The organism is Amycolatopsis sp. WAC 01375 (genome assembly GCF_003947325.1).
Classification (GTDB): Bacteria; Actinomycetota; Actinomycetes; order Mycobacteriales; family Pseudonocardiaceae; genus Amycolatopsis.
Map to the genome: position 1 here is coordinate 44,743 of NZ_QHHW01000021.1, position 17,329 is coordinate 62,071.

The 17,329-nt window shown below is 67.2% G+C and carries 8 protein-coding genes and 1 pseudogene; 3 read left to right on the forward strand and 6 right to left on the reverse strand.

What is annotated here, in order from left to right; translation table 11 throughout:
- Window positions 1-307: 307 nt before the first annotated feature.
- The 3 genes from DL991_RS10265 to DL991_RS10275 form a co-directional block, all read right to left on the reverse strand.
- Window positions 308-865, reverse strand: a complete 558-nt coding sequence (locus DL991_RS10265) for an SMI1/KNR4 family protein (RefSeq protein ID WP_125783370.1) — start codon at window positions 863-865, stop codon at window positions 308-310.
- 106 nt (window positions 866-971) lie between these two features.
- Window positions 972-5,228 (reverse strand): DNA/RNA non-specific endonuclease, encoded by a 4,257-nt coding sequence (locus tag DL991_RS43875; protein ID WP_305016684.1) that lies wholly within the window; start codon window positions 5,226-5,228, stop codon window positions 972-974.
- 153 nt (window positions 5,229-5,381) lie between these two features.
- Entirely contained in the window at window positions 5,382-6,143 is a 762-nt protein-coding gene (locus tag DL991_RS10275; RefSeq protein ID WP_233598769.1) for a hypothetical protein, read from the reverse strand.
- Between the two features lie 654 nt (window positions 6,144-6,797).
- Between DL991_RS10275 and DL991_RS10280 the strand changes: the two genes are divergently transcribed.
- Complete coding sequence (locus DL991_RS10280; RefSeq protein WP_125783374.1) at window positions 6,798-9,830, forward strand: RICIN domain-containing protein; 3,033 nt, start codon at window positions 6,798-6,800, stop codon at window positions 9,828-9,830.
- Between the two features lie 614 nt (window positions 9,831-10,444).
- Here the strand turns inward: DL991_RS10280 and eccCb are convergent.
- On the reverse strand, window positions 10,445-14,068 hold the full coding sequence (gene eccCb / locus DL991_RS10285; protein WP_233598771.1) for a type VII secretion protein EccCb: 3,624 nt from the start codon (window positions 14,066-14,068) through the stop codon (window positions 10,445-10,447).
- A 386-nt stretch (window positions 14,069-14,454) separates the two neighbouring features.
- Here eccCb and DL991_RS42905 point away from each other — a divergent pair, with 386 nt between their 5' ends.
- Window positions 14,455-15,183, forward strand: coding sequence for a hypothetical protein (locus tag DL991_RS42905; RefSeq protein ID WP_199753916.1), 729 nt, complete (start codon window positions 14,455-14,457; stop codon window positions 15,181-15,183).
- An 81-nt stretch (window positions 15,184-15,264) separates the two neighbouring features.
- On the opposite strand, the pseudogene DL991_RS10290 reads toward DL991_RS42905, so the two are convergent.
- A pseudogene (locus DL991_RS10290) lies at window positions 15,265-15,508 on the reverse strand (transposase); the annotation flags it as partial.
- 344 nt (window positions 15,509-15,852) lie between these two features.
- Window positions 15,853-16,047: an ATP-binding protein gene (locus DL991_RS10295; RefSeq protein ID WP_199753906.1), complete on the reverse strand. Its 195-nt coding sequence runs from the start codon at window positions 16,045-16,047 to the stop codon at window positions 15,853-15,855.
- Window positions 16,048-16,071: 24 nt separating this feature from the next.
- On the opposite strand from DL991_RS10295, the gene DL991_RS10300 reads away from it, so the two are divergent.
- Window positions 16,072-17,256 carry a hypothetical protein gene (locus DL991_RS10300; protein WP_125783378.1) on the forward strand — a complete coding sequence of 395 codons (1,185 nt, stop codon included), beginning with the start codon at window positions 16,072-16,074 and terminating at the stop codon, window positions 17,254-17,256.
- The last annotated feature ends 73 nt before the right edge of the window (window positions 17,257-17,329 follow it).

Consider the following 17,329-nt stretch of genomic DNA (forward strand, 5'->3'; position numbering starts at 1 on the left):
GCTGCACAGCCAGCCACCCAGCACCGGTACCGGTACCGCAAGAGGCTGACTGCGGTACCAGCCAAGTTCTGCATCCTGGGCAACCAGACCGAGCCTGAGGTGCGGAGTAAGTAAGATGAATTCTCAGATGCCTGCCGCCCCGCGTGCTGGGGCGCCCGCGGCGGTCATCCGGGTGCCTGTCGCTAGCGGTACGCGTCGGGAAATGTACTCCACGGGCAGGTCTGCGAAGTCCACGCTGCGGGCGTTCTCCGCAGCGCGGACCTCCTCGGCGCCTTTAGTAACTGATCGCGCCGGAGATGGGCTGCTGTCAAGCTCCCGCAGGGAGGTTAAATGGCCTCAATGCTCGTTCCTTTGCGGAGATGTTCCAGCCAAGAATGTTACGTTCACTCCTGCTGCTCACGAGTTCGAGCATTACCGCTGTCATTGACCGCTTTGTCCTCGTCCAGTCATCGGGACTGTGTCGACTCTGATACACCACATGCCATTTGTCAGGATTGGATGTCCATGGCAGCCAGAAAAGTGCACCGCCCTCGACATCGGAAGCAAATGGGATCACTCCATTGGGCTCGGGAAACGGCGGAAAACTATCGTACCCTCGTTCCCAAGCTATCCTTGCGCCGACCAAAATTCCGTCAAATCTCGCTTTGCACTGAGCTAGGTGCTCAGCGCTCTGAACGGGATTCCAGAACGTGACCACGTCGCGTATCACTCCGGAGGGAAACCGGCCCATGAATTCCTTGTAGTCGGCGGGCAACGGGGTTCCCAACTGTTCTTCGACCGCCTCCCACTCCAGCTCAGGTGATACGGAGCCATCCCAACCGAGCGCAACCGCGATACGATCGACAACGAGACCAGGATCGGTCATCTGAACGCAGACTCCTTCTTTGAAGAGACATTCGTTCAGACCGTATCATGCCAAGTCTAGAGTATCGACCTGGCATGATAAAGCGGCCGCACGCGTCTGAGTCGCACTATTGACAGGTCGTCCGTGGCGGGTTGGGGACATTTTCTACTATTCCGAGACACCGGAACGAGCTTTCCATCCCCCATGCCTTGATGTACAGCCTTGCTGGTACCGCGTCTCCGGGGTTCTTGTAGTAGGCACTGACCCGGTAGTAGACTTTTTCGCCCGCACGTACCGCCCGCGCGATCGGCTCCTCGATGTCATATCGCATAACGGGCGTGTTCGCCAACTCGTACAGCGGGACAATGTTTTGCACGTGGTGCACTCCGCCGAACATCGAAGCGATGAGATGCCCTCTGTGCATCAGCCCTTCTTCGTACCCAACAGGTGTGTCCGGCTCACCTGGTTGGCGAGGGCCGACATAGGCGACGCATGCGGTTCCGCCGGTGGCACGGCTTGCGGGCACGTTGTTGTAGGTGAAGTTCTGCATGCGGTCGTTGACGACCCACCCCGTGGTGCCGTCGGGGCATTTCCGGTCGTTGTTCTCCTCGCCGGGGCCAGGCTCGGGTAGCGGGCCGGGGAACGGGTAGGGGTCCCGCCGCGGGTCGTTCACCGGGGGCGCGTGGGGGTCTCGCTTGGGCTTCGTCTGCACCTCGCAGCCAGGTCCGGCGAGGCTGTTGGCAGCGACCGTCTTGCACTTGATCAGCCGCTGAGCCAGGTCCCTTAGTTCGCTGGTCAGCCGGCGTCCCGCGACCTTCAGGTCCTTGAAGGTGCGGATGCCTTTGACGATGCGGACGACGGCGGAGACGGCGTCGGGGATCTTGCTGAGTACGGAGGCGATCTTGAGGATGGGCAGGGCGTTGATGACGGTCATGACGCAGGAGATGAAGTCGCCTTCTGTGAAGCAGCGTTTGGCGTCGTTGTAGCCGATGATGTCCAGGATGATCTGCCCGCCCTCGGCGGCGATGAAGTCAAGCAAAGGTTTGTTGGCGTCCGCTCGAGCGCGGTTGTACTCGTCAACAGCGGCTTGCCCCTTCTCAGTCCGCAGCGCCTCGGCTTCCGCCGAGGTGAGCGCGGGGATTTCGCTGTCGTCGGTGATGGCCTGCTCGACCTCCTGACGTTGCCGTGCTTCGTTTTCCAACCGCAGCTGCTCCTGGATCTGAGCCAGCTGAGCCTGGATGTCCTGGGACACCTGCGCAACGTTGTTCGCACGCGTTTCGGTGTCTTTGGCGTAGTTCTCGGCGTTGGTGGCTGCCTCGTCGGCGTTTCGGGCGTGTTCCGCTGCTCGGTCTGCTGATGCACGGGCGGCGTCGGCGTCGGCCTGTGCCTGGTCGGCTGCTTGTTTCGCGGCGAGGGCGTCCTGCTCGGCGCGGGTAGCAGCGGCGCTGGCCTCGTTCGCCGCGCGGGTGGCGGAGTCGGCAGCTGCGCGGGCCGCGCGGGCGTCGGCTTCGGCCTGGTCGGCGAGGCGCCCGGCGAGGGCGGCGTCAGCTGCGGCCTGGTTCGCCGCCGCCCGTGCGGCTTGGGCATCAGCTTGGGCGCCGGCGTCGACGACCGCGGCATCCGCCGCGGCCTTGCGCGCGGCCGCGCCATGGATCGCGGCGTCGGCCGCCGACTGTTGCGCCGCCGCGGCGGAGCGGGCAGCGGCGGCCGCGGAACTGGCCGCTTGGGCCGCTGCCTGGTAGGCGGGGGCGACGTCGGCGGCGGCGTTGCGGGCGGCGTCGGCGGCCCGCTGTGCCTGCGCGGCGGCGTCCGCGGCGGCGGCTTGTGCTGCCTTCACCTGGGTGTCGCCGACGTCTTTGGCGCGGTTGGCGACCATGATGATGAAGTCGGCGTCGATGTCCGCGCCGGTGAAGGGGCTGACGATCGCGATGGCCTGGTCCGCCGGAGCGGCGATGCCCGACGCCGACTGCACCGACGCGGTCGCGGCCCGGGCGGCGATGCCTGCCTGCATGGCCGCGGTGGCTGCCTCGACGCCGGCGGCGTTGGCCTCGTCCCGGGTGCGGTGCGCAGCGTCCAAGGTGATGGCCGCTTCCACGGCGGCCTGCTGAGCGAGGTTGGCGGCGTTGCGCGCGTTCTCCGCAGCCCGGGCCTCGGCAGCGGTGGCCTCCTCGGCGGAGGCCCTTGCGCGGAGAGCTTCGGCGTGGACCGCGGCGGCTTCCCGCTCGGCGCGGGAAGCGGCCTCGTTCGCGCGCGCCGCGGCGGCCTGGGCCTCATTCGCGGCAGCGCGGGCGTTCTCGGCCGCGACCTCGGCTTCGCGAGCGGCGGCGCGGGCCTGCGCGGCGGCGGCTTGGGCAGCGTCGGCATGGGCACGTGCCCGTCCGGCGGCCGCGTCCGCCTCGATCGCGGCGCCACGGGCCCGGCCCGCCGCTGCTTGAGCGTCGTCCGCGTGGCCACGGGCGGTCTGCGCCGCGTCCCGGGCTCTGTCGGCGTCCGCTCGCGCTGCGTGGGCCGCGGCCCATGCCTTGTCTTTGTCCGCTTGGGCGACCTCGTTGGATTGCTGCATCCGCTGGGCCAGGCCTTCCAGGGCGACGGCCTTCTTGTCCGCGGTGTCCGCGGACTGGGTGATCGCCGCGGCTTCGTCTCGTGCCCGGAACGCGTTGGCTTCCTCGTTGCGGGCGCTGGTATTGGCGGCCTGGGCGGTCTTTTCCTGGGCGCGGGCGTCACGGGCGGCGTCGGCGGCGATCTGTTCCTGGGCTTGGGCGTCGCCGCGTTTCCCCGCGGCGATCCGCTGCTGGGCTTCGGCGTCCAGGCGTTTCTGGTGGGCGATGGCGGCGTCGCGTTGCGCGGCGTCGCGATGCTGGGCGGCCTGGAGTTGTTTGGCTTCGGCTTCCTGTCGTTTCGCGGCGGCCTGCTGACGCCAGTGCTCGGCCTCTTGCCGTTTCGCGGCGGCGATGTCCCGTTCGCGTTCGGCGTCCACACGGGCTTGTTTGACGTTCGCGGCATGGGCGCGGGCGTTGTTCAGCGCGGTTTCGGCGTCGACCCGGGCCTGGCGCGCCAGTTCGGCGGCCTCGGCTGCGGCGGTGGCCTGGTCCTTGGCGGCTTGGGCGAGCTGGGCGGCCGCGGCGGCGTGGGATTCGGCGTTGAGCCGCCACTGGCGGGCGTTCGCTTCGTGGGCTTCGGCCTTTTCGGCGGCGTCGGTGGCGGCGGCGTCGGCGTGGATCGCGTCGATGGCGTGCGCGGCGGTTTGCGCGGCGCGTTTCGCGGCGTCCGCGGCGGCGGCCATGCCTTGCACGACCTTCGCCCACTGCGTGCCGTGCGGCATCCCGTTTTGCAGCAGGATGTCGACCTGGACACCGGCTCCGGTGGCGGCGTTCTGGGCGGCTTGGGCGTCGGTGACGGCGCGGCCGACCTCGCGGGCGACGTCGTCCTTCGCCCTCTGATACAGCTCCGGGTGGTAGGTGTGCCCGGCCTGATCGGATGCGAGCAGGCGGGCGGTCTCGCGGGAGATGTTCGCCGCCGAGGTCATATCGTTCGCGGTCCGCTCGAGGGCTTTGACACCGTCGGCGTGCGCGGCGAGCAGGTTGGTCCGGGCGCGCATCGCCCGCGCGGTCCGCTGCGCCAGATCCGAGGCCGCCGCCGCGTCCTTGCGTTTCTGTTCGAGCTCGGCCAGATACCGCTCCCGTGCGTCGGCGTCGCGCTGGGCCGCGGCGAGGTACCCGGTCTTGAGGAATTCCGCGATCGCGGTGTCCCCGGCGGCGAGCGCCGCCTTCGCCGCCGCGGACACCTCGGGGGTGCCGCGGTCTGCGGCGACCTGGACGTGCATCCGCCGACGGTTCTTCAGCTCCTTGTCATAGGCACCTTCGCGGCGGTCCTGCTCGGCGGCGATGTCGCGGCCGAAGGCCAGGAAGTCGGCGCGGTCGTAGGCGTTACCTGCCAGTGCACGGGTGACCGCGGCGTTGAACACGGGACCGCCGGTGCCCGCCAGCGGTTCGATGACAGCACGGTTATGGGCATCGGCGTCGGCTTTGCGTTTCCTCGCCGCCGCTTTGGCGTCCTGCTGGCCATGGTCGAAGAAGACCGGGATCGCGGTGGCGTCGCCCGCTTCGGTCTTGCGCAGGGTGTCGCGGGCGGCGGCCCGGACTTCCTCGTCCTCGTCGAACGCGGCGATGTCGGCCAGCAGGTCCAGCTGCATTTGCCGCAGCACGGCCTCCTGCTCCGGATCGCCTTCCGGCCCCGGTGCCGCCGGCGGGGGTTCGCTGGTCGCGGCGGGCCCGACCGGTGGCTGCCACTGACCATGGGGTGCCCCTGGTGCGGAGAGGGCGGCGACTGAGCTGCCCGGTCCCGCTCCCCCGGCGACCAAGGCGGCGGCGAGAGTCACCACCACGGTTCGCCGGCACCACTGATTGGTCAGAATCCCTTGTCTCGCGCGGCGCATCCGTCTCGGCATTCGCACAATCCACCCCCACCATCGAAAGAAGTCCGTGTCAGAACACCTGGCCACGGTCGGGTCGTGGCCAGGCGGAACACATCCGCCGGGTCAGGGGCGGGTGGTCATCCGCTCATAGCCCAGCTGGGCCTCATCGCGGGCTCCTGCCCACCGTCCGGCCTCGTCGCCGGCGAACGTCGTTTCCGTCGTCCAGCCGCCACGCTGCTTCTCCGCGCCCGTCGCGATCGACGCCCAGACCGGGTCGGCTTCCGCGGCCGCGCGGTCTTTCACCGCCTGCCAGTACCGGGCCTGCTCGAGGCAGAGCTGCCGCTCGGCCTCCCACGCCTGACGTGCTTCCTCGGCCTTCTCCCGGGTGGTGGCCCAGGCCCGGGCGGCGACCAGACGGGCCTGCTCCGCCGCGGCCTCCCCCGCGTTGCGGGCCTCAAGCTCGGCCGCCTCCGCGTCAGCCACCAGCCGCGGGATCAACGCGCGGTACAGGATCCCCGCGTCCTGGGTGCGAAGCCTGAAGATCTCCACGTCCAGCGCCGCCGCGGCCATCCATCCGGTGGCGTAGAACTCCCGGATGTCGGTGTCCGTGCGTCCCGGGCGCAGTGCGTGCTGCGCGGCCAGCCGGACCTGCTCGCCAGGGTCGGCGTCCGCCAGCAGCCGCACATAGTCACGCTCGGCCTCGGCGATCACCTGACGATGCTGCTCGTCGGCCTCACGCGCGGCGGTGTCGAGCGCTTTCGCCTCGGCGAAACCGGTCCGCACGAAACGGTCCCGGTCCGAATCGGTGCCGAGCAAGGCTTGTTTCGCGGCGGCGTGAACCCGCGGGGAGTATTCGGCGGTATATGTCGCCAGCACACGTTGCACGAAATCACGATTTCTGGCGGAATTCTGCTGGGCGCGTTCCCGCGCTTCCCGGAATCCGGATAACACGAACCTCTGGAGCGCGGATTCCCCTTCATCTGACCATATGGCCTGCCATGCCGCGGCACGTACCAGCGTCTCCCCGTGATAGAGGGCGACCTGGCGCACCATCGGATACCACGGCGACTGCTCGATCCCCGTCGCCCTCTCAACCGCCAAGGAGGCCGAGCTCGCGGATGCGTTACCAGCCAAGGAAAGCGTGACCACTAGGCCGATCGCGAGCGCTCTGCAGACAGCGGAAATTTTCGACATGGCCCCACTCCCCCAAGTAGCCGCGCGATCACGCAGCCGGGAAACTATGACACATGATCGACACCGGTCCACACTAAAACGTGACTCCGGTCACAGTAATTCTCCGGTACTTGATCACGACTGAATCTCGGTTGTCCAGACCTGTTGACCGCAATTCCCCGAGGGCGCTAGTTCTCGTCAGGATCGCCGTTTTCTCCGCCTTTCACAACGGCGGTTCTCGTTGAGCGGTAATACGCCATTTGATCCATCGCTATTCCATCAAGAGGGGGAATTGTTGTGAGACTTTCCGGTAGATCGACGGCGGGATCCCGCCCGCCGCGATCACACACAAGGAGACCGGCCGCGGTGTTCACCGCGGCCGTCATGGCGTTCAGCGTGCTCGCCGCCGCACCGGCCGCCGCCACGCCGGCCCCCAGCTCCACCCCCAGCGCACCGGCACCAGGCTCCCCCGCGCCGGAACCGGTACTACCACCGGCCCCCGTTCCCCTGATCGTCGGCACGCCGCCTGACCTTCCCGAGGAACCGGCACAGGCTGCGCCGAAGGCCACTCTGGCGCAGTCCACCGATGCCGAAAAAGGCAAAGCAGCCGCCATTCTCGGCATCGTCGCCGGGCCGGAGCTGATGATCCTCACCGACCGCAACTTCACCGCCGCCATGTACTACGCGGCCGACGACCTGGACAAGCAGAAGCCACTCGAACCCGAACACCGCAAAGTCAAGGACGCCGCCGTCGCCGCGCTGGGCGAGAGCGACGACGCCTGCACCACGTTCATCAAGACCGGCATGGCCGCGGCCAACATCGAGGACCAGGCCATCGTGGCCGAGCGCCGCGCCCGGCAGGAAGAAGACCGCACCGCCAAAGCCAAGGCAGCCGGTCTGCTCGGTATCCCGGCCGACAACACCGTCCTGGAGAAGTCGGTCTACGACTTCATCGTCCACCTCGACCTCAACGCAGACAACCACAACGACACCGCGGTCAAGGAAGCAGCCCGGGCCGCGCTGCGCGGCACCGCCGACGCACAGTGGACCTTCCTCACCGTCGGGATCTACGACGAACACAGCAAGGACCTCCAACGGCTGGTCCTCGAAGACGAAGCCAAGACCGAAGCGGAGAAAGCCGCCGCGCTCGCCCGCGAGGCCAAAGCCAACGCCGCCTTGCACGCCTTGGGGGTCCGCGGCGACACGGCCCTGATCAACCTCAGCGACCAGGACTTCGTCATCGAGATCTGGAGCCGCGCCCCGCGTGACACCGAGGTCCACGGAGCCGCCGAAGCCGCCGTCCGCAGCCGCAACCCCGCCGACTGGAAAGCCTTCATCGACCACGGCGCCAAAGACGCACACCTGCGCGACATCGACAACGCACTCCGCAAACGCGACGAGGAATACGTGCGTCAGATCACCGAAATCCGCACCCGCGCAGTCAAAAGCCGCGTGCACACGGCGCTGGTCACCGCCGCCGACGCGGCACTGGCCGGATCGCCGACCGACCGGGAACGGTTCCTGCGCATCGGCCAGGACCAGAACCTGACCCAGTCACTGCGGACCCTCACCAAGACGATGGACGAGGCCTACCTCACCGACTCCAACGGCCGAGCAACCCTGACCCAGTGGCAACCGGGTAACCACCCCGAGCAGGCGTGGAAGATCGAACCCGGGCTGGCCGACCCCACCTGCTTCTCACTGCAGTCGGTCTCCCGCCCCAACAACTACGTCCGCTGGGACAAGAAGAAAACGACGCCGGCCAGCGTTCCCACCGAGGCATACGTGACCGTCGCCCCCACCGACGGCACCCCCGAATTCAGAGCCGAGGCCACCTGGTGCCTCCACCCCAATGTGCTGCTCTTCAGCCCGAAGGGATCCGGGCTCTACCTCCACCCCGAAGGCGCGCGCGGCGACACCTGGGAAGTCGACACCCCCGCCCCGCCCACACCGTTCGACCTGCGCTACACCCGCGACGAGAAGATCCGCGCCAACCTTGGCAAACCCATCGCCGACCCGGTTCTTGACACCAACAACCTCGGCTACCGCGCCTACGAGAAAGGCCGCCTCTACCTCACCCGCTACACCAACACCCAGGTCCACCCCGTCTACAACGGGCCCGTCCTCGACAAGTTCCTCGCCCTCGGCGGACCCGGCACCCTCGGCGGGATGCTCACCGACCAGACCGCCACCGCCGACGGCAAAGGCCAGATCCTCCAGATCACCAACGCCCAGGGAAGCTACTACCCCCTGTACATCATCTGGAGCCCGGCCAGCGGCGCCCACGAAGTCCACGGCGTCATCGGCGACACCTGGAACAAATCCGGTGGCGTGACAGGACCTTTGGGCTACCCCACCACCGACGAAACCGCCTTCGGCACCGCTGGCGGCCAGTTCAACCGGTTCACCGGCGGATCTGTCTACTGGATGCCCACGATCGGCGCCCGCACCATCACCGGCGACATCCACGCCAAGTTCGCCGCCCTCGGCTACGAAACCGGCCCCTTGGGCTACCCCACCGGTCAGGAAACCGGGTTCGCCGCCGAAGGAGGTGTCTTCCAGCGGTTCTCCGCCGGATCCATCTACCGCACGACGTTCCACGGAGTCCGCGCCGTCACCGGCGACATCCACAAGAAGTACGCCGAACTCGGTTACGAAGCCGGGTTCGTCACCTATCCCGTCGGCGACGAAACACCCACCTCCGACGGCGTCGGCAAATACCTCAACTTCAGCACCGGCGTCGCCATCTACTGGCACCCCACCACCGGCGCCCATCCCGTCTACGGCAACATCCGCAGCAAATGGGACGCCCTCGGCTCCGAAAAGTCCTACCTCGGCTACCCCACCACCGACGAACAAGCCCTCCCCAAGGGCCGCCGCAGCAACTTCCAGAACGGGCGGATCGACTGGAGCAACGACGGCGGCGGCACCATCGACTACAAAACCGTCACCATGACACCCGGCTCCATCGAGCTCAAAAGCGCCAACGGCGGCCGGTGCATCCAGGTCGCCGGCGTCGGCCAGGACGCACTGCGAGACAGCGCGGGCACAGAACTCTGGGACTGCGTCGCCGGCGCCAAACAAGTCTGGAAACTCACCCACCTCGGCAACAACAAGTACACCCTCAAAAACCAGAACTCCGGCAAATGCCTCGACCTGCCCACCAACTACAACAACGGAACATCGATCGTCCAATACACCTGCCACAACGGTGTCAACCAGCAATGGGAATTCACCACCGCGGCCAACGGCACACTCGCCCTCCGCAGTGTCTACTCCGCCAAAGTCGCCGAAGGCCTCGGTAACGGCACCGCCAACGCGACCCTCGTAGGCCAGTGGGCCGACCTCGGCAACCCCAACCAACGCTGGAGCACCATCCAGATCAGCACCACCCCATAACACCCTCGGGTGCTGGCTCCACGGCGATGGAGCCAGCACCCGGATCGCTAAGCCGGCGAGAGGCTGTAGTGGTAGATCCAGCGCTCGGTCATGACTCCCTTATAGCGGACGGTGACTAGCCGTCCAGGTCCTCGACGGCCCAGCCGCACAGGAGGGTGCCTGGCCGCATAGATCTGCGCGTGGTCGCCATTGACGTGACCGGATCACAGGGGCTTGTCGAATCCGACCCCAGACAATCAGGCCGTCATTGGCCCGTCCGCTCGGCAGGTGGGGAACGAGTCGGTGGACGTGGCCATCGTGATGGCTTGACCGACGTCGGGAGTGAGCGTCGCGAGCGCGTCGGCGGCGGGAGCTGCGGGCGTCGCCAGTCAAACCGGCTCGTGCGGCGGTCAGCGTGACCGCGTGCGAGATTCCCAGAGCGAGCGGAAACCGAGCTGAACTGCTCGCCGAGGTCGGCGGCGCACGTGGGCCCGCTACGCACTCGGCGATCACTCCCGTTGACTGCGACGGGGAATACACGACAGTTGAGCTATGCGAGCTCACCAGTCGGCGACTCCTCATTGACGACCGCGCTTTCGTCGAATCGATTACGACTGCAATCGGCTGTGTGTTGGCTATTCGTTCGGTTGCTGCCAGGCGAGTTGGACGAGGTCCCTCTGCCTCTGGCGGTCGATCAGCCAGCCCCTTCCGGGCGGCAGCACCTGAGGGCGCATGCCGCCCAGCAGTGGGCCCTCGTCCCGGTCGCCGGACATCAACAAGCCGGGCGTGCCGACCTCGCGCAGCCTGCTGAGGACCGGCTCTAACAGTCCGCGCGCGGCCCCGCCGGTGCGCCTCGCCAACACCACGTGCAGGCCGATGTCCGAGCCGTAGACGACCAGCGGCAGCAACGGCAACAGCGGGTGCGCCTTGTGGGTGGCGACCATGTCGTAGTCGTCCACCAGCACGAAGATCTCCGGTCCCTGCCACCAGCTCCTGGCTCGGAGCTGCTTGGGTGTGACGTCCGGGCCGGGCAGCCGCTTGAGTAGCGCCTCGGCCGCCTCGGCGAGCAGGCCGCCGCTGTGCTTGTCGCTGGTGCCGTAGCCGAGCAGGTATTCGTCGTCGACTTCGCCGAGCAGTCCCCGGCGGTAGTCGACCGCGATGATCCGGGCCTCTTCGGGCCGGTAGGCACGCTGGATCCGCTTGGCCAGCAAGCGCAGGAACGCCGTCTTGCCGCTCTGGGCGTCGGCGAACACGAGGAAATGCGGGTCGGCGGCGAAGTTCAGCCGCATCGGAGACAGGTCCCGTTCGTGGATGCCGACAGCGAGCCCGGCGTCGTCCCCGGACAGCTCATCGGTGGCGGGTAGTTCCTCGTGACGGACGACTTCGGGCAGCCGCCGCACGGACGGCACGAGTTCGCCCGGCCAGCGCGCCTTGGCCTCCGCGACAAGTGCGGCGAGCCCGTCGGCGAGACTGCTGGCTTCCGGCACCCCGTCGATGCGGGGCAAGGCCATCAGCATCTGGTGCCCGCTCGGCGAAATCCCGCGCCCCGGGGCGTCCGCGGGCACGCTCATCGCGGCGCGCCGGTCGATGATTGAGTCGATCGGGTCGCCGATCTTCAGCTCGAGCCTGCTGGCGAACAGCTCCCTGATGTTGATCCGCAGGTCGAACGAGCGGGCACAGCTAGCCACTACGTGCACGCCGTAGCGCAAGCCGCGGGCGGCGATGTCGCCGACCGTCTCCTCGAGTTCCGGGAAGTCGTCACGTAGGGTCTGCCAGCCGTCGACCACCAGGAAGACGTCCCCGTGCGGCTGGTCAGCAAACCGCCCCTCTTTGCGCAGTCTCCGGTAGGTGGCGATCCCGCCAAGCCGGTGTTCGGGGAACAACCGCTCCCGCTGCGCCAGCACCGCGGCGATCTCAGCGACAGTGCGGCGGACCGCTCCGGTGTCCCGCCTTCCGCAAACTCCGCCGACGTGCGGCAGCCCTCCGATGGAGGCGAGGATGCCACCGCCGAAGTCCAGGCAGTAGAACTGCGTCTCGCGGGGAGTGTGGGTGAGCGCGAGGCTGGTGATCAGGGTGCATAGGGTGGTGCTCTTGCCGGTCTGCGGGGCGCCGAGCACTAGTACGTGCCCGGCCGCGCCGGCCAGGTCCAGCGTCAGCGGGTCGCGCCGTTGCTCGAACGGCCGGTCCACCATGCCGAGCAGCGGCTGCAGCGCCCCGGACAGCTCGGGCGAACCTGTGGTTAGCCCACGCCGCGGGTCGGTGATCAGGCCGGGCAACAGCTGGTCCAGCGTCGATGAGTCGGACAGCGGCCGCAGCCACACCTGGTGGGCGGGCGCGCCTTGGCCCTCCAACCGGTTGACCAGGATATCTAGGAGGGTTTCGCCGACAGCTGTGTCCGTACCCGCCTCCGACACAGCCTTCCCCTTGTCAACGCCGAACTCTGTGGCGAGGTAAGCGGTCGTGTCTTCATGCAGAGCAGACGACCTCCCAGAGGCGGTGGCCGGCCCGGCGCCGACGTTGCGCCTGTACACCCCGGAAACGTAGGCGGCACGGAAGCGATCCATCGGGTCCGCGCCGATCTTGAGGAAACCGTGCCCCGGCGTCCTCGGCAGCCTGAAGGCGTCCGACGCGCCGAGCACGGCCCGACTTTCCATCTCGGAGAACGTGCGTAGCCCGATCCGGTATGACAGATGGGTTTCCAAGCCGCGTAGCCCGCCCTCTTCCAGCCGCTGCGAAGCGAGCAGAAGGTGCACGCCGAGCGACCGGCCGACGCGTCCGATTAGTACGAACATGTCGATGAAATCGGGCCTCGCGGACAGAAGTTCAGCGAACTCGTCGCAAATCACCAGCAGCGTTGGCACCTCGGGCAGCGGGGCACCGGCGGCACGCGCCTTCTTGTAGTCCGACAAAGAGGAGAAGTTCCCGGCCGCGCGTAACAACTCCTGGCGGCGGACGAGCTCGCCGTTAATCGCGTCGGTCATCCGGTCGACCAGGTGTAGTTCCTCGGCGAGATTCGTGATCACCGCACTGGTGTGCGGCAGCTTGTCCAACCGGGCGAAGGTGGCCGCGCCCGTGAAGTCCACCAGCGCGAAGTTCAGCGAGCTCGGCGAGTGCGTGACCGCCAGCGCCAGCACGAGCGTGCGAAGCAGCTCTGACCTACCGGAACCGGCGGCCCCGATCAGCAGGCCGTGCGGCCCCATGCCGTCCTCGGTCGATTCCTTGAGATCGAGCTCGACCGGAGTTCCGTCAGGCTGCCAACCGAACCTGACCCGCAATCGATCCCGGCGCGACCGGGCAACCCAGCCGTCAGCTGGGTTGAACTCGTACGGATCGCCCAGATCCAGCAGCTCGGCAAGGCTGAGTCCGGCAACCAACGAAACGTCACCCCTCAGGCCGGTCACCCCATCGAACGAGGGATCGCCGGCGAAAGCCGCTCCGTCGAAATGGGCGTCGCCAGTGAAGATGACTTTGTTGAACGACGCCTTGCCATCAGCGGTCGCTCCGCCGAAATGGGCGTCGCCGGTGAAGACCGCTCTGTCAAACGAGACAAGGCCGGTGAAAGTCGCCCGGTCGAACCGGGCGACGCCGGTGAAAGTCGCCCCGTCGAACCTAGCTAGGCTGATCCGGCAAGCCTGGAAGTCGATGTCGATGAGATTGGCGCCGGTAAGGTCGAGGTCGATGCCGTCCCAGAATCGGTCGGTGTCCCGCGGGGTGAGGTGCTGGGCGAGGATGCGTTGGGCGGCGAGCCGAACCTCGCGCTCCTGCACGCGCTCGCGGTGAGCGTCGTGCCGATGCTGGTCGTCGTCATCAGCGGGTGGCACGCCGGGAAGCCGGTAGGGCATGCGCAAGTAGGCGCAGAGCACGTTGAACACAGTCTGCCGGTGCTTGGGGTTGTCCTGGGCTAACCTCTCCAGGGCGTACAGCCCGCCCAGCCGAACTGCGGCCTTGTCCGCACCAAGCTGCTCAACCGCCTTCGTGTACAACTCGGTGACACGCCGTTCGGTCGCGTCGGAGTTGGCATCGGCAGCCACTTGCAGCTGGTGCAGGAGCGTACGTTCACGGTTATCCAGCTCTGCCTCGATGGCGCGCTGCCGTCGCCAAGTGAGGTAGAGGGCGAACACGCCGCCACTGCCGACGCCGAGGCTCAGTCCGACCTTCAATGCGTCCAGTCTCGCGGTGACCAGGGCTGAACCGGTAAGGCCGCGAGTGGCTGCCCACCACAAGGCAACCACCGCCCCGGTGATCAGCACCAGCACCACAACTGCCCCGATAACGATCTTCCATCGCGAGATCGGCGGCAGCACTGGCCGCGGCGACGGCGCACGTTCGACCGGCAACTCTGGTCCAGGCAACATGAGGCCAAACGATATCGTCGTCGGGCGGTTAACGTTGCTACTCGCTACTCGCGATCAACTCCGTACCGAAACCGGTGTGCCCCCGAGCTCGTGATGGTGCGACGCTAGATCACAGGCCGCGCCGCCCGTGCAAACACCTCGTTCACGTACGAAGCTTGACGCAGCCGTTGCGGTCGCTTTCGCCAGCTGGAACGGCCGGGCGCAGCAGGCAGGCAGTCATGCGTACGGCGCGCCTTGCGCGGGGCCTCGGTGATGGGCGCCGGTCCAGCGGGCAGGTCCGCGCTCTCCGTGTGCTGTTCGACAGAAACAGCATCGATCTTGCAGAGGTACTACATGTCCTGGACGCCAGCTCACCAAGCCATCGAACTGCAAGACCTGCCCACCAGGACAGCTTCACTGACTTCGAGTATCTGCGATATTTCCCGCATATCCGGCATTTTGAGGGCGCACACTACCTGGTGGAAAGTCTCGATGGGTTGCGGCACCTGCCGGATGATCTGGTGTCGCTGGAGCTGGGGAAGACCAAGAAGCGGTTCAGTCTGCGGGCGATCGAGCACCTTACGAACCTGCGACTGCTGGACCTGACCCGGTTTACGAAGGACATCGAGGTCGTCGGGACGATGACCGGGTTGCGGGCCCTGCAGTTCCGGTCGATCACACTGTCCGACCTTGCCGTGCTAAGACCGCTGCAGCAGTTGGCCGCGTTCAACCTAATCGGAGGCAGCACCAAGGATCTCGACGCCTTGCCGGAGCTCGGTTCGCTGGAGGCCCTGCGGTTGTGGCAGATTCGTGGCTTGAGTGACGTCTCGGCGGTCGGACGGATCGCGACGCTGCGGTATCTGTCCCTGTTCGAACTCAGGCAGGTCACCGGGCTGCCCTCGTTCGCCGGTTGCCCGATGCTGGAGGTGATCTCCTTGAACACGATGAACGGCCTGACCGAGATCCCGCCCGAGGTCGAGGCCCTGCAGTGGGCAGCATCCGGGAAACACCCGGCGCAGGCGCACTGGAACGTGAAGTAGTCCTGCTTGCGGCAACTGGGTGTCCCTGCGGAACTTGTCAAGCCGTTGGGGTTCGGGCCCTGATAGAGGGTCTCGTTGCGAGAGCATCGCGAAGAGCACCGCGCGACGTCGTCGGGCGAGGTAGATGAGGGCGGCGTTGCGCTGCTTGCCGTCGGCACGTTTGCGGTCGCAGCAGGCCCGGCTGGTGGGGGCGGACAGTGCGGCGAAAGCGGCTAGGAAGAACGCGCGTTTGAGCTTGCGGTGCCGGTCCTGGCCGGGTGTTCGCCGTGGATGCTGCTGCCGGAGCGTCGGGTGAACGGCGCATCCCGGCGTAGGCGGCGAGGTGATCGGGTCGAGATCGACACGAGAACGATTCCATCCTGCCGGACGGCCGGTGGAGGTGACCTGGCGCGACGCGCCGTTCTGAACGCGGTTTGTTTAACCGGCCAGGCTGGTGTGGCAGGGCGCTGTGGTTTTGTCCATCAGAGCGCTCAGCTGCGTGGCCTCACACTGCGCTGCGACGTCGGAGCACCACCGCACGATGGCTCCATTCTCGCGATACCTTTCCCCTGCCTGGTCGACGAGGACGAATTGGCCGCTCTTCTCCGCCGGCGCGACGGCCCAGAGGGTTACTCCCATGTTCATGCCCGTCATGATGTCAGCCAGCCGGGATGGTCGACGAGCCGGTTGTCAACTGGCGCGCGGGACGCGGCGGCATGTGGTGGTCCGCAGCCGGAACGACTCGGCGCCGGTCTCGACGATGGACGCGTCGAACGTCAAGCGATCGACAGTCGCCGCGCAGAGCAGAGGGTCGGTGACGGTGCTGGCCCATTCACTGAACGCGGAACGCGTCGCGCCCAACGGATGCGGCAGTCTTACCGACATCCACTCCAGGAAGGACAGCACTCGATGGCAGGTTGGTCGGCGATAGCGGGCACCCACGGCTTCGTGGTGCCAGATCAGGCGCATGCACAAGGGCTCGTCACCGCGTTGGCGACGCACGGGTTCGCCCTCGTGACCGCCCGGTCCGGACACGGGAACGGCTGGCTCGTCACCGCGTTCGACGAAGGGCCCTATCCAGCCGACACAGCCGGCCATCGCACCATCGACGCTGTCGGCCGACAGGCCGCGGCACTTGCCCGGCAGCACGGCGGATACCCCCACGGCGGAAGCCGTTGCGATCCCAGCATGCTGCAGTTCTACCGAACCGAAGCACCAATCGTGCAGACCAACCCCGGAACTCGGCCACCAATTCCCACCGTGATCCTCACACCGGCACCGCCCGCCACCCCACTGGCGCTGACCCCCGACTCGGACTCATCGGCCACAGTCGACTTGACCGGGCTGGACGCGATCCATTGGACTCACCTCGAGCATGCACACGGCTCGGCCGAGGATGTACCGGGACTGATTCGGGCCCTAGCACGCAACTCTGACGACTGGGTGGAAGTCCTGGACGAACTCTTCGGCGATGACCTGCTGCACCAAGGAACCTGCTACTCGGCAACGGCCCCCGCCATGCCGTTCATCGTCGGATTGGCGGCCGCCGGCGCCCTACCGGCATCACGACGGCTCGACTTGTTCCTCGTCCTGCTCTTCGCGTCAGACCGGTGGGCGGACAGCCTTCTCGGCGATGCCGACCGTGCCGCGGCCGAAAACCGTCGACCCGGGGCAGCCCCGTGGACACAGGACGTTCACCAGAGCATCGGTAACGAACTGCCCGCTCTGCTCGCCCGGTGGGACGCTGAGCCACCAGCGACGCAGTACGTCCTTGCCTGCCTTGCCGCCCTCTACCCACAGCACGGCCGGCAGGTCATACACCAGATCAGCGCCCTGGCCGCCGACCACGCGGGCACACAATCCGGCGCCTATCTGCAACTCGCCGACGCGCTCATGCGCGACGACCGTGATCGCGCCCTCACGATCGCCTACGACATCGTCAACTGGGCGGAAGACCTCGATCCAGGCTGGCTCGACGCGCCAGGCGCCAGCGCCACGCTCAAGGCCGGGCATATCCTCGCCGAAGGAGCAGCACGCACCGCGCAAACAACCGCCTTTGACGAACAGAAGCCAGCACCCACACGACCCGGATGACACGACATGAACCCGCCCGCCAGGCCCAAGCCTCAATAAAAAAGGGTTTCTCTGGCCTTGTTTCACCGGGCGA

Excerpts from the sequence above, each read along its gene's own strand:
- DL991_RS10300 (WP_125783378.1), top strand. The coding sequence starts at position 16,072 with ATGGCAGGTTGGTCGGCGATAGCGGGCACCCACGGCTTCGTGGTGCCA.
- DL991_RS10295 (WP_199753906.1), bottom strand. The coding sequence starts at position 16,047 with ATGTCGGTAAGACTGCCGCATCCGTTGGGCGCGACGCGTTCCGCGTTC.
- DL991_RS10265 (WP_125783370.1), bottom strand. The coding sequence starts at position 865 with ATGACCGATCCTGGTCTCGTTGTCGATCGTATCGCGGTTGCGCTCGGT.